The 12,984-nt window shown below is 70.8% G+C and carries 15 protein-coding genes; 1 reads left to right on the top strand and 14 read right to left on the bottom strand.

Going from position 1 to position 12,984, the window contains the following annotated elements; genetic code table 11:
• From NS331_RS22000 to NS331_RS22025, 6 genes are all read right to left on the bottom strand, one after another.
• Window positions 1-685, bottom strand: a 685-nt coding sequence (locus NS331_RS22000) for a contractile injection system protein, VgrG/Pvc8 family (protein ID WP_275936478.1), incomplete at its 3' end; no start/stop codon positions are given.
• Between the two features lie 232 nt (window positions 686-917).
• The gene (locus NS331_RS22005; RefSeq protein ID WP_058644078.1) at window positions 918-1,553 is read right to left on the bottom strand and encodes a 2-hydroxychromene-2-carboxylate isomerase; all 636 of its coding nucleotides are present in this window, start codon (window positions 1,551-1,553) and stop codon (window positions 918-920) included.
• 67 nt (window positions 1,554-1,620) lie between these two features.
• Window positions 1,621-1,920, bottom strand: coding sequence for a DUF1289 domain-containing protein (locus NS331_RS22010; RefSeq protein WP_082702693.1), 300 nt, complete (start codon window positions 1,918-1,920; stop codon window positions 1,621-1,623).
• Entirely contained in the window at window positions 1,917-2,423 is a 507-nt protein-coding gene (locus tag NS331_RS22015; protein ID WP_058644079.1) for a YbaK/EbsC family protein, read from the bottom strand. The genes NS331_RS22010 and NS331_RS22015 overlap by 4 nt, the downstream gene beginning before the upstream one ends.
• 85 nt (window positions 2,424-2,508) lie before the next feature.
• On the bottom strand, window positions 2,509-2,748 hold the full coding sequence (locus tag NS331_RS22020; protein ID WP_082702694.1) for a DUF1653 domain-containing protein: 240 nt from the start codon (window positions 2,746-2,748) through the stop codon (window positions 2,509-2,511).
• Window positions 2,748-3,668, bottom strand: coding sequence for a hydroxymethylglutaryl-CoA lyase (locus tag NS331_RS22025; protein ID WP_058644080.1), 921 nt, complete (start codon window positions 3,666-3,668; stop codon window positions 2,748-2,750). The genes NS331_RS22020 and NS331_RS22025 overlap by 1 nt, the downstream gene beginning before the upstream one ends.
• 157 nt (window positions 3,669-3,825) lie before the next feature.
• On the opposite strand from NS331_RS22025, the gene NS331_RS22030 reads away from it, so the two are divergent.
• Window positions 3,826-6,288, top strand: a complete 2,463-nt coding sequence (locus tag NS331_RS22030; protein ID WP_058644081.1) for a glycerophosphodiester phosphodiesterase family protein — start codon at window positions 3,826-3,828, stop codon at window positions 6,286-6,288.
• Window positions 6,289-6,332: 44 nt separating this feature from the next.
• Here NS331_RS22030 and NS331_RS22035 read toward each other — a convergent pair whose 3' ends face one another.
• From NS331_RS22035 to NS331_RS22070, 8 genes are all read right to left on the bottom strand, one after another.
• Window positions 6,333-7,253, bottom strand: a complete 921-nt coding sequence (locus tag NS331_RS22035) for a 2-hydroxyacid dehydrogenase (RefSeq protein ID WP_058644082.1) — start codon at window positions 7,251-7,253, stop codon at window positions 6,333-6,335.
• Between the two features lie 40 nt (window positions 7,254-7,293).
• Window positions 7,294-9,312 carry an acetyl/propionyl/methylcrotonyl-CoA carboxylase subunit alpha gene (locus NS331_RS22040; RefSeq protein WP_058644083.1) on the bottom strand — a complete coding sequence of 673 codons (2,019 nt, stop codon included), beginning with the start codon at window positions 9,310-9,312 and terminating at the stop codon, window positions 7,294-7,296.
• The gene (locus tag NS331_RS22045; RefSeq protein ID WP_058644084.1) at window positions 9,287-9,985 is read right to left on the bottom strand and encodes a DUF4126 domain-containing protein; all 699 of its coding nucleotides are present in this window, start codon (window positions 9,983-9,985) and stop codon (window positions 9,287-9,289) included. Before NS331_RS22045 ends, NS331_RS22040 begins: the two co-directional genes overlap by 26 nt.
• Before the next feature lie 233 nt (window positions 9,986-10,218).
• Entirely contained in the window at window positions 10,219-11,013 is a 795-nt protein-coding gene (locus tag NS331_RS22050) for an enoyl-CoA hydratase/isomerase family protein (protein WP_058644085.1), read from the bottom strand.
• A gap of 25 nt (window positions 11,014-11,038) precedes the next feature.
• The gene (locus NS331_RS22055; RefSeq protein ID WP_153012984.1) at window positions 11,039-12,001 is read right to left on the bottom strand and encodes a dienelactone hydrolase family protein; all 963 of its coding nucleotides are present in this window, start codon (window positions 11,999-12,001) and stop codon (window positions 11,039-11,041) included.
• A 4-nt stretch (window positions 12,002-12,005) separates the two neighbouring features.
• Window positions 12,006-12,398, bottom strand: coding sequence for a type II toxin-antitoxin system VapC family toxin (gene vapC / locus NS331_RS22060; RefSeq protein ID WP_058644086.1), 393 nt, complete (start codon window positions 12,396-12,398; stop codon window positions 12,006-12,008).
• Window positions 12,395-12,658 carry a type II toxin-antitoxin system VapB family antitoxin gene (locus tag NS331_RS22065; RefSeq protein ID WP_058644087.1) on the bottom strand — a complete coding sequence of 88 codons (264 nt, stop codon included), beginning with the start codon at window positions 12,656-12,658 and terminating at the stop codon, window positions 12,395-12,397. Before NS331_RS22065 ends, vapC begins: the two co-directional genes overlap by 4 nt.
• A 46-nt stretch (window positions 12,659-12,704) precedes the next feature.
• Window positions 12,705-12,984: carboxyl transferase domain-containing protein (locus tag NS331_RS22070; protein WP_275936479.1), on the bottom strand; the 280-nt coding region annotated here is incomplete at its 5' end.

The raw sequence follows: 12,984 nt of genomic DNA on the forward strand, positions 1-12,984 counted from the left end.
TGCGGTTGGCCTGTGTGGGGTTGGGCTGGGTGGGGCTCAGGTGCTGCGAGGGCGCCAGGGGTGGCCACCCGCCGGCATGATCGAGATTGTGGCTGCCAGCCCATTCGTGGTACAGGCGCTCGAAGAAGGCGAAGTCGCTCTCGTTGAGCTGGGTCTGGTAGTCGCGGATGGGGTAGCGCTCGAGCAGGCGCTTGTCGACGGGGAAGGGGTAGTGGGCGAGGACGGCATCCAGGATGTCCACGACGGTGGCGTTCTGGAAGATGCGGCAGTCGGCGTTGAGGGTGGCCAGGTGCAGCCAGGGGCGCAGCACGAGGCGGTACTGCAGGTGGCGGCCTTCCTCGCCCAGGAGGGAGGCTTCGGTGATGAGGGCGTTGATCTGGCGCAGACCAGCGCCGACGGCGTCCACGGCCTCACCGACCGCACCAGGGAGAAAATAACCCGAGCCATCGAGTTCGATCTCGCAGCAGATCTCGCGGCCGATGAGGGCATCGAGGTCGAGGTTGGCGCACGCCTCGGCCAGGGCGCCGGGGGTCAGGGAATCCGGGGTCTGCAGCAGCAGCTCGTAGCAGAAGAGGGTGTTGACGCCCTCGTGGCCAGAGAGCCGCACCGGATGCAGCAGCGGCTCACCGGCGAAGACGGGCAGCGCGGGCGAGCTCACCCGCAGCGTATGTGACAGCGTGGACATGGTTCTCTCCCTGACAGACCGCCTTCATGCGAGGCGGGGCAGGGAGAGTAAGGCGGTCCCCGAGGTGCGTTTGCTAGATCAAGCGAGTAGTGAGAAAAGTTAGGTTTTTCCGTGTGATTTAGTTGGCATACCCAGGCACCGCCGTGCTGCCAACACCACAGCTCAAAGGCATCGCTCGGCGCTCGTAGGCCCCTGGGCAACCACGTAATGCCTCACTGGAGCGAAAGCCTTTTTAGCCGGCAAGCGCCGACGGCCGCTGGTCCGCGCCCGCCCATTGCGGGCCGTCGAACCAGGCATCGCCCTGCAGGTAGGCGCGCAGCATGGGCAGGCTGTCGAAGCCCCAGAACAGCCGGCCGTCCACCACGAAGGCTGGCACGCCGAAGGCGCCCTGCGCGATGGCGGCGTCGGTGTTGGCCTTGAGTTCGGCCTTCACGGCGGCATCCGCCGCATCGCGTGCCGGCGCCAGGCGGGCCTTCAGGGTTTCGAGGCGCGCCGGGTCGATGGCATCCTGGCCCCCGCGCCACACCTCGCGGAACAGCAGCTCGGCCTGCAGCCGGCTGATTTCGCCGCCGCGCGCGGCGGCCAGCGCCAGGCGCAGGTGCGGCAGCGGGTTGTAGGGATGCATGGCCGGCATGTCGATGGGCACGCCCAGCGAATGGCCCAGCCAGAGGATGTGGCGATAGGTCCACTGCCGCTTGCTGGCCACCTCGGCCGGCGCCTTGTGGCCGTGGTGGCGCACGATGGCGCCCAGCAGCACCGGCTTGTAGGCCACGCTGTAGCTCAGGCCGGCCAGCGCCTCGGGCAGGTGCTCGAAGGCCAGGTAGGCATAGGGCGAGATGAAGTCCAGGTAGAAGTCGATGTGCTTCATGGCGGCAGTCTCCTTGTCGTTCGCGCCGGTGGCCTGTGCGCTCGGTCAGTGTGCTGGGTCGGTGTACTCAATCGGTGTGGGCGGCGGCAGTCGGGGCGCTGCGCGCAAGCACCTGCTCCCACACGGCCAGGCGACCGGCATCGGGCGTGCGGCTCCAGTGCCGGATCTCCTCGATGGTGCGGAAGCAGCCTTCGCACAGGCCGGTCGTCGCGGACATGCGGCAGACGTTGACGCAGGGCGAGGGCACGGGCTCCAGGCCCTGGCGCACGGCTTCGCGCATCAGCGCGGCGCGTGCGGCGAGCGGGCTGGCAGCGGCGCCTGCCGCCGCGGGCGCCAGGTCGTCGGGTGCGGTCGCGCGGGCGCTCATGCCGCCACCGCCTGCACCACGTCCGCCACCGGCGCGCCGCCGGTGAGCGCCGAGAGGTCCTGCGGCCGCAGCGGGAACACCGCATGCGGATGGCCGGCCGCCGCCCACACGGTGTCGAAGCGGAACAGCTCGGCATCGATCAGCACCACCGGCTTCGTCACATGGCCGACCGGCGACACGCCGCCGATGGAAAAACCGGTGCGCGCCTTCACGAAGTCGGCATCGGCCCGGCCGGTCTTGCCGACCAGCGCATCGACCTTCTTCTCGTCCACGCGCCGGTCGCCCGAGGTGACGACCAGCACCGCCACGTCGTCGGCCTTGCGGCGGAAGATGATGCTCTTGGCGATCTGGCCCACGGCCACGCCGAGCACGTCGGCCGCTTCCTGCGCCGTGCGGCAGGAAGCATCCAGCATGCGCGGGGCATGCGGATGGCCGGCGTCGAGAAGGTGGCGCGCCACACGCTGCACGCCGTCGGGAAGGGAATGGAGTTCGGATCCGCACATAGATGGGCGCGATTGTCGGCCGGCGCGGCGGCGGCCGTGGCCACAGGGCCATGCGACACGACCGAGGCAGGTGCCGCCAGCCAGGTCAACCGACGAAGGCGAAGCGCGGCTGCTCCCGCCCGTCGTGCACCACGGTTTCCTCGAACATGCCGAAGGGCCGCACCCAGAGGCCGCGGTCGTCGTAGAGCGGCTTGTAGAGCACCATCGGCGCCAGCGTCTCGCTGTGCCGCACGACGCCGAGCACCTCGTAGTCCAGGCCCTTGTAGTGCCGGTAGCGGCCGAGGCGGATGGCCGGCAGCGCGGGCAGGTCGTCACCGAGCGCCATCAGCCGGCCCGCTTGGTGCGCACGGCCTTGGAGACGCGCGAGTTCGGCTCGCGGCCCAGCGCCTGGCTGATGAACACGCCGGCGTCGATCAGCGCATCGAGGTCGATGCCGGTGTCGATGCCCATGCCGTGCAGCATGTAGACCACCTCCTCCGTCGCCACATTGCCGGTGGCGCCCTTGGCATAGGGGCAGCCGCCCAGGCCGGCGATGGAGGACTGGTGGTTCCACACGCCCAGCTGCAGCGCCGCCAGCGTGTTGGACAGGGCCTGGCCGTAGGTGTCGTGGAAATGGCCCGAGACCGCGTCGACGTCGAAATGCGCCAGCGTCGCCTCCAGCGCCGCCTGCACCTTGCGCGGCGTGCCGACGCCGATGGTGTCGGCCACGTCCACGCGCGCCACGCCGATGCCCTTCATCAGCCCGGCCAGGTAGCCCACCTTGGCGGGCGCGATGTCGCCCTCATAGGGGCAGCCGACGGTGCAACTCATGGCGCCGCGCACCGCGATGCCCTGGGCCTTCGCCGCCACCACCACGGGCGCGAAGCGCTCGATGCTCTCGGCAATGGAACAGTTGATGTTCTTCTGGCTGAAGGCCTCGCTGGCGGCACCGAAGACGACGATCTCGTCGGGCCATTCCTCGCGCGGCGCCGCGAGCGCGGCCTCCAGCCCCTTCATGTTGGGCGTGAGCACCGAATAGCGCACGCCCGGCTGGCGGCGGATGCCGTGCATCACCTGCGCGTTGTCGGCCATCTGCGGCACCCACTTGGGGCTGACGAAGCTGGTGACTTCGATCTCTGCCAGGCCGGCGGCCTGCAGGCGATGGACCAGCTCGACCTTGACCTCGGCCGGCACGGGCTGCTTTTCGTTCTGCAGCCCGTCGCGCGGGCCGACGTCGACGATCTGGACGCGGGAAGGAAGTCTCATGGGGTCTCCGGGAAACAGGATGGGGGGCGCCACGAACGCGTGCAAGTGCACGCATTCGGCGCGCAGGCGCCGCCGGCGTCGTCGCGCACGACATACCGACGTCACGGCGGCTGCCTAGATTGCAGCCTCCATTAAAGAACAGAGTCGGAGTTTCTTCATGCAACACACACGCATCGCCGCCGCGATTGCCGTGAGCCTGGCCCTGGCCGCCTGCGGCGGGGGCGGCGGCACCAACACGGCCTTCACGCCGGGCACCGGCACCGCGCCAGCCCCCTCGCCTGCACCTGCGCCCAGCCCGGCACCCGGCACGTCGCCGGCACCGGCGCCCGGCACCGCGCCGGCTCCCAGCCCCGCCCCTGAGCCCGAGCCCACCGCCAAGGTGCTGCTGGAGCAACGCTTCACCAGCCTGAGCGACCTGCCCGCAGGCTGGGTCCGTCCCGCGGCGAACAAGGGCACGGTGGGCGTGCGCGACGGCAGCCTCTACATCGACGGCCGGGCCGACAGCTTCGCCATGACCGCGGTCGCCCTGCCGCCGGCGCTGGCCGAGCTGTCCAACTACCGCATCGACGTGGTCTTCACCTTCGAGGCCGCCAACAACACGGCGCGCTGGGGCAGCGTGATGTACCGCAGCAGCGCTGCCACGGCCACGCCCGCCTACGAGCCCTACCACCAGTTCGCCATCCGCCAGAACGCGACCGCCAGCAACGGCACCGAGTTCGCGCTGCGCAAGGCGGGCGCGTGGACGGTGCAGGCCACCAAGGCCTTCGGCTCGGCCATCGACAGCGCAAAGACCTACACCGCCACCGTGATCGTGCACGGCAACCGCGCCCGCCACTACCTGGACAACGTGCTGATGCACGACGTCACCCTGGATGCCGTGGCGCCAGCCCGGGGCGGCATCGGCCTGCAGACCGCCGGCCTGCTGATGCGGGTGGACAGCATCAAGGTGAGCGAGCAGCTCAAGCCGCTGCCCGACATCGCCACGCCCGCCGCGCTGCAGGACACGGGCACGGCGGCCGCCATGGCACCGACCCTGGTGCAGCCCATGGCCGCCAACACCAACCTGGCCGCCAGCGGCGCCAGCAACGCGCTGTTCCGCATCGACAGCACGCTGAGCCTGCGCAGCGCCAACGGCGAAAGCCTGGGCAGCCTGGCCCAGTACCTGGCCGACCGCAACCGGGCCACGGCCCCCGTGCTGCGCGTGGCCGACGACGCCACGGTGGACGCGCTGGCCCGCTACGCGCAGGAGAACGACCTGGGCGACGTGACCCTGCTGTCCGACCAGGTGAGCCTGCTGGCCCGGGCGCGGGGCCTGATGCCGATGGCGCGCGCGGCGGTGGACTTCTCGGGCTCCGGCCTGCTCGACGCCAGCACGCAGAGCGTGATGCAGGTGGTGAGCGCCACCAACAAGGCCCGCGCGAAGATCGCCGTGCTGCCGCCGGTCATGACCCAGCGCGCCACCGTGGCCCAGCTGCAGCGCCTGCTGATCACCGCCTGGGCCGCCAGCAGCGCCACCACGCCCAGCGAGGCGGCGCAGGTGCTGACCACCGGCGTGAACGGCGTGCTCGCCAGCGACGGTTCCGTCTTCGCCCGCGTGATGCGCCAACTGCCCGCCAACACGCTGCTGCGCAAGCCGCTGGTGATCGGGCACCGCGGCATGCCGCAGGGCACCGGCGACGAGAATACGCTGGCCAGTGCCCAGGCGGCCGTCGACGCCGGCGCCGACGTGGTGGAGAACGATATCTACCTCACCAGCGACAAGCACCTGGTCATCATGCACGACGACACGGTGGACCGGACCACCAACGGCACCGGCCGCATCGAGTCGATGACGCTGGCCCAGGTCAAGCAGCTGCGCACCAAGGTCGGCAACCGCGAGGTGCCGACGCTGCAGGAGTATTTCAGCGCCTTCAAGGGCCGGCCGGTCACGCACTTCATCGAGCTCAAGAGCAGCAACGCCGGCCTGGTGGCGCAGCTCAAAAACGAGCTGGACGCGGCCGGCACGCGCGACCAGGCGGTGGCCATCTCCTTCCTCGGCGACCAGCTCAAGCGCGCGGGCCAGACGCTGCCCGAACTGTCGACGGGCTTGCTCAACAGCAATGCCGACGCCAGCGACCCGCAGGTCGCGGTGCGCGACATCCTGGCAGCCGTGCAACCCTACTCGTCCACCGACAACCCGGCCTACGGCGGGCTGAGCCAGGGGGCGATGGAAGCCGGCAAGCACCGCGGCATCACCTTCTGGCCCTGGACCGTCAACGACCAGGCCGCGTTCCACCGCCTCTACAGCTGGGGCACGCACGGCATCACGACCGACTACGCCTTCTGGGCCAGGGACTTCCCGGTGGAGATCGCCACGGCGGCGACCGCCACCGTGGGCGTCAACACCGCCGTGACCCTGCCCGTGACGCTGACCACGCAGGTGGGCGGCAGCATCGCCGCGCAGAGCAACGTGATGGCCGTGATCGACGGCACGGCACCTTTCGTGCAGAGCGCGGAAGGCGACCTGCGCTTCACCGCGGCCGGCACCGCCGTCGTGCTGCCCGGCTACCGTCACAAGATGGGCGACGGCACCTACAGCTACGTGATCGTCGCCAAGCCGGTGAGTCTGACCGTGCGCTGAAAGGGCGCTGCTGCGGGCCGGTTGCGGCCCGCGCGCGCCGATGCTCAGTAGCCGCGCTGCGGATCGACCACGCCCGCGATGGGCTGGCCGGCCTGCAGCGCGCGGATCTTGCCGGCGATCTGCGCGATGGATTCGCTGCGCAGCGTGCGCGCCGAGCCGTGCGGCGTGACGGTGATCTTCGGATGCCGCCAGAAGGCATGGTCGGCGGGCAGCGGCTCCTGCTGGAACACGTCCAGCGTGGCCCCGGCGAGCTTGCCACTGTCGATCAGCGGGATCAGGTCCTCTTCCACCAGATGGCCGCCGCGCGCAATGTGGATCAGGTAGCCGCCGGGCCGGAGCGCCGACAGCGTGGTGCGGTTGAGGATGCCGCGCGTGGCATCGGTCAGCGGCAGCAGGTTGACCAGCACCCGCGTGCCCACCAGGAAGTCGCCCAGCCGCGCCTCGCCCGCGAAGGTGCGCACGCCCTCGATGGACTTGGGCGTGCGGCTCCAGCCCAGCACCGGAAACTCGAACTGCTGCACCGCGCGCGCCACGCGTTCGCCCAGCACACCCAGGCCCATGATGCCGACCGGGAAGTCGGCCCGCGCCAGCGGCTTGCGGTAGACCCAGCGGCCCTGCCGCGCCTCGGCCTCGTAGACGTCGAACTCGCGGAAGTGGCGGATCAGCGCATGGCACACGTACTCGGCCATCTGCACCGACATGCCGGCATCGTCCAGCCGCACGATCTTGAGCGTGGGCGGCAGGCTGAGCTTGGTGATCGCGTCCACACCCGCGCCGATGTTGAACATGGCCTTCAGGGCCGGCTGCTCGTCCACCATCTGCTGCGGCGGCGACCACACCACGGCGTAGTCGGCTTGCGGGCAGCCGGGCGTCCAGTCGACGATCTCGGCATCCGGCAAGGCGGCGTGCAGGCCCTCGATCCATGGGGCGGATTTGGTGTCGGTCAGGCAGAGGGCGATGCGCATGGGTCGTGTGCAGGGAGGCTGTGGAACACAGCCCGCGATGCTACGCCGCCAGGCGCAGCAGCTCTGCCCCCTCGGTGACCTGGTCGCCGGGCGCGAACAGCAGCTCGGCCACGGTGCCATCGGCCGGCGCGGCGATGGTGTGCTCCATCTTCATGGCCTCCATCACCGCCAGCGGCTGGCCCTTGGCCACGGTGTCGCCGGCCTTGACCGCGAAGGACACCACCTTGCCGGGCATCGGTGCCGTCAGGCGCCCGCCTTCGGACTGGGTGTCTCCGGCATGGGCGAGACGGTCGACGGCATCGATGCGGCCGGCGCCGGCCTGGCCGAACACATGCCACTGGTCCTGGTGACGATGCACGGCCAGCACCTCGCGGCGGCCGGCAAAGTCCAGCGACAGGCGGCCGTTGGGCAGTGGCTGCCAGGCAAGCTCGGCGGCGACCTGCGATTCGCCCTCGCCCACCGTCAGATGCCGCGTGCGGCCCGGACCGTAGCGCAGCAGCGCGGTGGCGCCATGACCGTTGAAGTCGAAGGCAAAGGTGCGCGTGGCGGTGCCCAGGCCGCGCCAGCCGTCGGCACGGCCGAAAGGGCCGCCCGTGCCTTGCGCCGCCTCATCGGCCAGCTGGCGGGCGACCACGGCCGCCGCCAGCAGCGGCAGGCCCAGGGGATCGCGGTCGAAGAGCTGCGCCCGCTCGCGCTCGATCAGCGCCGTGTCCAGCCGCGCCTTCGAGAAGGACTCGGTGGCAAGCACGCCGCGCAAAAACTGCACATTGGTCGCCACGCCCACGATCTGCACCTGCGCCAGCGCGGCGTCGAGCCGGGCCAGCGCCTGTTCGCGCGTGTCGCCGTGCACGATCAGCTTGGCGATCATGGAGTCGTAGTAGGGCGAGATCTCGCCGCCCTCCCGCACGCCATCGTCGATGCGCACATCGGCCCGCGCGAAGGCCGCAGCGGCCGGCTTGCGGTAGACCGTCAGCGGGCCAGTGGCCGGCAGGAAGCCCTTGTCCGGGTTCTCGGCGCAGATGCGCGCCTCGATGGCATGGCCGTGGATGCGCAGGTCGGCCTGGGCCAGCGGCAGCGGCTCGCCGCCGGCCACGCGCAGTTGCCATTCCACGAGGTCCAGGCCGGTGATGGCCTCGGTGACGGGATGCTCCACCTGCAGCCGAGTGTTCATCTCCATGAAGTAGAAGGTCATGGCCTCGGGCGCGTCGTAGCCACCGGTCTGCTCGACGATGAACTCGACCGTGCCGGCGCCCACGTAGTCCACGGCGCGCGCCGCATCGACGGCGGCCTGGCCCATGCGCTGGCGCAGCGCGGGCGGCATGCCGGGCGCGGGCGCCTCTTCCAGCACCTTCTGGTGGCGGCGCTGCACGGAGCAGTCGCGCTCGAACAGGTGCACGTAGTGGCCCTGCGTGTCGCCGAAGACCTGGATCTCGATGTGCCGCGGACGCTGCACGTACTTCTCGATCAGCACCGCGTCGTCGCCGAAGCTGTTGATGGCCTCGCGCTGGCAACTGGCCAGGGCGGGGGCGAAGTCCTCGCTCTTCTCGACGATGCGCATGCCCTTGCCGCCACCACCGGCACTGGCCTTGATGAGCACCGGGTAGCCGATGCGGTCGGCCTCGCGCTGCAGCAGGGCCGGATCTTGGTCGGCGCCGTGATAGCCGGGCACCAGCGGCACGCCGGCCTTCTCCATCAGCCGCTTGGACTCGGCCTTCAGGCCCATCGCCTGAATGGCCGAGGGCGGCGGGCCGATGAAGACCAGGCCGGCCTCGGCGCAGGCGCGGGCGAAGTCCTCGTTCTCGGACAGGAAGCCGTAGCCGGGGTGGATGGCCTCGGCGCCGGTGGCGCGGGCAGCCTCCAGGATGCGCTCCCAGCGCAGGTAGCTCTCTTTGGGCGCGTTGCCGCCCAAGGCCACGGCCTCGTCGCAGGCGCGCACATGGTTGGCCTGCGCGTCGGCGTCGGAATAGACGGCCACGGTGCGCACGCCCAGGCGACGCGCGGTGGCGGCCACCCGGCAGGCGATCTCGCCTCGGTTAGCGATGAGGATCTTCATGAACATGGGGCAGGTCTCCGGACGATGTTGTGCCGCGGCGGGCGCGGGTGAAGGCCGGCGCGACACCCGGGTCGGGCCGGCCGCTGAAGATGCGCGTGAGGCGGCCGACGAGCGCGCGCAGGAAGCGCCAGCTCTTGCGGATCAGCCACACGCTGAGGACGAGCACCAGGACCAGCACCACCAAGAAGACCAGCGGATGCGCCAGCGCCAGCCACAGCCCCGCCGGCACCAGCGAATCCTCGGCCAGCGAGGCGCCCACGTTGGTGAAGGGCTCGGGCGAGGTGTTGATGGCCGCACGCGTCGTGGCCTTGGCCGCGTGGGCCGTGGCCGCGAAGCCGCCGCCCACCAGCGCCGCCACCACGGCCATGGCCGCATGGTCGGCACCGAACACCGAGGCCGCGAGCGCGGCGCCGGCCGGAATGCGGATCACCGTGTGAACCATGTCCCAGAGCGAATCCAGGCCCGGGATCTTGTCGGCAAAGAATTCGACGAAGACCAGGAAGCCACTCACGATCAGCACCACCGGATGCGACAGCGCCTGCAGACCCGCCGGCAACGGCACCCAGCCCAGCCAGCCGGCCAGGCCGACCAGCAGCACCGCGAGGTACAGGCGCACGCCGCTGGCCCAGCCGAGGGCGGCGGCCAGCGCGAGCAGTTGGGGAAAGTCCAGGCCAGCCATTCAGCACTCGACGGCGCAGGACGCCGAACGCGGAGGTGTCCTGCTCCCTCTCCCCTCGCGGGAGAGGGCTGGGGAGAGGGGGCAGCGGCGGCAAGCGGCGCCCGGGCGTCTTTCAAGGCCGGCGCCCCCTCTCCCCAACCCCTCTCCCGCGAGGGGAGAGGGGCTTTGAACGGGCCGACGAATCCAGGCCCGCAGGACCCGCTGACTGGCAACCAACCGCATCGCCATCGTCCTCAGCGTGCCTGCGTCCAGGCCGGCTTGCGCTTTTCCAGGAAGGAACGTAGGCCTTCCTGTCCTTCTTCGCTGGCGCGCAGCGCGGCGATGCGGCGCACCGTCTCGGCGGCCAGCTCGTCGTCGATGGGCTGGCCGGTCACGTCGCTCAGCAGGCGCTTGGATTCGCCCACGGCATGCGGCGCCGCGGCCAGGATGTTCTTGAGCACCTCGTCCACCTTGGCGTCCAGCGCGTCCGCCGCCACCACCTCGTGCACGAAGCCGATGCGATGCGCCTCGGCCGCCGTGAAGCGCTCGGCCGTGAGGATGTAGCGCTGCGCGGCCCGCGCGCCCATCGCGCGGATGACGTAGGGGCTGATGGTGGCGGGGATGAGGCCGATCTTGACTTCGCTGAGGCAGTAGTTCGCGCTGTCGGCGCTGATGGCCACGTCGCACACCGACACCAGGCCCATGCCGCCCGCATACACGTCGCCCTGGATGCGTGCGATCACCGGCAGGCGGCTCTCGGCCAGCGTGCGCAGCATGCGCGGCAGGCCGGCGGCGTCCTGCAGGTTCTGCTCGGGCGTGAAGCTGGCGGCCCGCTTCATCCAGTTGAGGTTGGCGCCGGCGCAGAAGGCCGGGCCGCGCCCGCCCAACACCACGGCACGCACGCCGCTCGCGGCCTGGGCCTGCGCGAAGGCCTCGGCCAGTTCGCGGATGAAGACGTCGTCGATGGCATTGCGCATCTCGGGCCGGTTGAGCCAGATGCGGGCGACGGGGCCGTCGATGGCCAGTTCGAGCGTGGTGAAGTCGGTCATGGCGTGTCTCGGTTGTTCGAAGGGTTCAGTCGCGCAGTGCTGGAAAACCCAGCCGCTGCAGAAAGCCGGACACCACTGGCTGCCAGGCCTGCGGTGCGCGCGTGAAGGTGCTGTGGCCGTCCTCGCCCTGCGGCGGGAACTGCACGAACTCGCCGTTGCCGCCGGCAGCGCGGAAAGCCGAGAACCACTGCCGCGGCCAGTCGGCGCCGAAGTACTGGTCGTTCTCGGCATAGAGCCACAGCGTGGGCATGCGCACGCTATGGCCATAGCTGGCGAAGAGCGCGCCCATCTGCTGCGGCGAGCAAGGGTCGCCGGCGCGCGTGCGCGGATTGCCGCCGCCCCCGCCGGCGAAGTTGATGGCGGCCAGCACGCCGGGCGTGTCGCGCGCCGCCGCCGCGATGGCCGTGGCGCCGCCGTAGGACTGGCCAACGATGACGGCGCGCGACAGGTCCGCGCCGGGCATCGCCCGCACGGCGGCCAGCGTGGCCAGGGCCTGGTCGGCCGCCGCGCCGTAGCCGGCCGCGTAGTCGCGCCGCTGGCAGGCACCGCTGCCCTCCACGTCCGGCCCGCCGGTCACGCCGTAGCCGATGCGCGTGGGCACCGCCACGATGAAGCCGTGGCGCACGAAGAAGCGCGATGCCTCGTGGTAGCGCGCCCGGCCCAGCGCGGCGCGGCCGGTCGCATCGACCGCGCGGCCATGGTTGAGCACCAGCACCGGCGCGGGATGCGGGTTGGCGTCGTCGTCGAACACGGTGACGCGGATGGATTGGGCGATGCGCTGGCCGTGCATGTCCTGCACGGTGACGGGCACGTCGAGCTGGGTTTCGCGCAGCGTGGCATGCGCCGGCAGCAGGATGGCGGCCAGCGGCAGGGCCAGCCCTGCGCGGCGCAGAAGGCGGGCCGCCGCCCGCGCCAGCGCACGCCATGCCGCGCCTTGCCCAACGCCGACGCGCGGGGTGCGGGATGGACGCCAGTCGCGCGGGGCCATCGCCTCAGTCCTTCCACCCGATCAGGCCGTCGATGCCGTCGAAGTCGCGGTCGCCATGCAGCAGTGCGCAACCATGCTCGACGCACCAGGCAGCAACCATCAGGTCGATGGGGCTGCGCACGGTGATGCCGCGCCGGCGCTGCCGGCGGTAGATGTCGGCCGCGCGCAGCGCGACGGCTTCGCCGCCGGCTGTGGCGATGGGCAAGGCAGCGAGGGCCTCGCGCGCAAGGCGCCACTCACGGTCATGCGCGAAGCCGCGCAGCACCTCCATGAGGACCAGGTCCAGCAGAACCAGCTGGTCCTCGTTGCCCTCCATCAGCATCCGCAGCGCCGAGGTCTTGGGCGTCTCCCGATTGCGGAAGAAGTCGATCCAGACGCTGGAATCGACCGTCATCATGGCCGCGCCCGCTTCTTCGTCACGTACGGCGGGGGTGCTGGCTCCTGTACGGTCTGCGGCTCCGCAGGCAGGCGCGTCCAGTCGATGCTTTCGTCGCCCATCCAGTGGAGCTTGCCGCGCAATGCCAGCAACTTCTGGTAGGCCTCCCGCCGGGCCAACAGCCGAAGCCCCTCTTCCACGGCCTCTTTCTTGGTCTTGAAGCCGCCTGCACGCATGGCCGCCGCCATGAGCGCGTCGTCGATCACGATGTTGGTCCGCATGGCTCTCCCTATGTGTATGAAACGAGAAAATCATACACATCCCGCGTCACATGCGGAACACGCCGAACTTCGGCTCGGGAATGGGCGCATGCCGCGCCGCGGCCAGGCCCAGCGCCAGCACGCGGCGGGTGTCGGCGGGGTCGATGATCCCGTCGTCCCACAGGCGGGCGGTGGCGTAGTAGGGATGGCCCTGGTCCTCGTACTGCTGGCGGATGGGGGCCTTGAAGGCTTCCTCCTCCTCCTTGCTCCACTGGCCGCCGCGGGACTCGATGCCGTCGCGCTTGACGGTGGCCAGCACGCTGGCGGCCTGCTCGCCGCCCATGACG

This window comes from Pseudacidovorax intermedius, assembly GCF_001476815.1.
GTDB lineage: Bacteria > Pseudomonadota > Gammaproteobacteria > Burkholderiales > Burkholderiaceae_C > Xenophilus > Xenophilus intermedius_A.

Excerpts from the sequence above, each read along its gene's own strand:
- NS331_RS22005 (WP_058644078.1), bottom strand. The coding sequence starts at position 1,553 with ATGAAGCACATCGACTTCTACCTGGACTTCATCTCGCCCTATGCCTAC.
- NS331_RS22010 (WP_082702693.1), bottom strand. The coding sequence starts at position 1,920 with ATGAGCGCCCGCGCGACCGCACCCGACGACCTGGCGCCCGCGGCGGCA.
- NS331_RS22015 (WP_058644079.1), bottom strand. The coding sequence starts at position 2,423 with ATGTGCGGATCCGAACTCCATTCCCTTCCCGACGGCGTGCAGCGTGTG.
- NS331_RS22020 (WP_082702694.1), bottom strand. The coding sequence starts at position 2,748 with ATGGCGCTCGGTGACGACCTGCCCGCGCTGCCGGCCATCCGCCTCGGC.
- NS331_RS22025 (WP_058644080.1), bottom strand. The coding sequence starts at position 3,668 with ATGAGACTTCCTTCCCGCGTCCAGATCGTCGACGTCGGCCCGCGCGAC.
- NS331_RS22030 (WP_058644081.1), top strand. The coding sequence starts at position 3,826 with ATGCAACACACACGCATCGCCGCCGCGATTGCCGTGAGCCTGGCCCTG.
- NS331_RS22035 (WP_058644082.1), bottom strand. The coding sequence starts at position 7,253 with ATGCGCATCGCCCTCTGCCTGACCGACACCAAATCCGCCCCATGGATC.
- NS331_RS22040 (WP_058644083.1), bottom strand. The coding sequence starts at position 9,312 with ATGTTCATGAAGATCCTCATCGCTAACCGAGGCGAGATCGCCTGCCGG.
- NS331_RS22045 (WP_058644084.1), bottom strand. The coding sequence starts at position 9,985 with ATGGCTGGCCTGGACTTTCCCCAACTGCTCGCGCTGGCCGCCGCCCTC.
- NS331_RS22050 (WP_058644085.1), bottom strand. The coding sequence starts at position 11,013 with ATGACCGACTTCACCACGCTCGAACTGGCCATCGACGGCCCCGTCGCC.
- NS331_RS22055 (WP_153012984.1), bottom strand. The coding sequence starts at position 12,001 with ATGGCCCCGCGCGACTGGCGTCCATCCCGCACCCCGCGCGTCGGCGTT.
- vapC (WP_058644086.1), bottom strand. The coding sequence starts at position 12,398 with ATGATGACGGTCGATTCCAGCGTCTGGATCGACTTCTTCCGCAATCGG.
- NS331_RS22065 (WP_058644087.1), bottom strand. The coding sequence starts at position 12,658 with ATGCGGACCAACATCGTGATCGACGACGCGCTCATGGCGGCGGCCATG.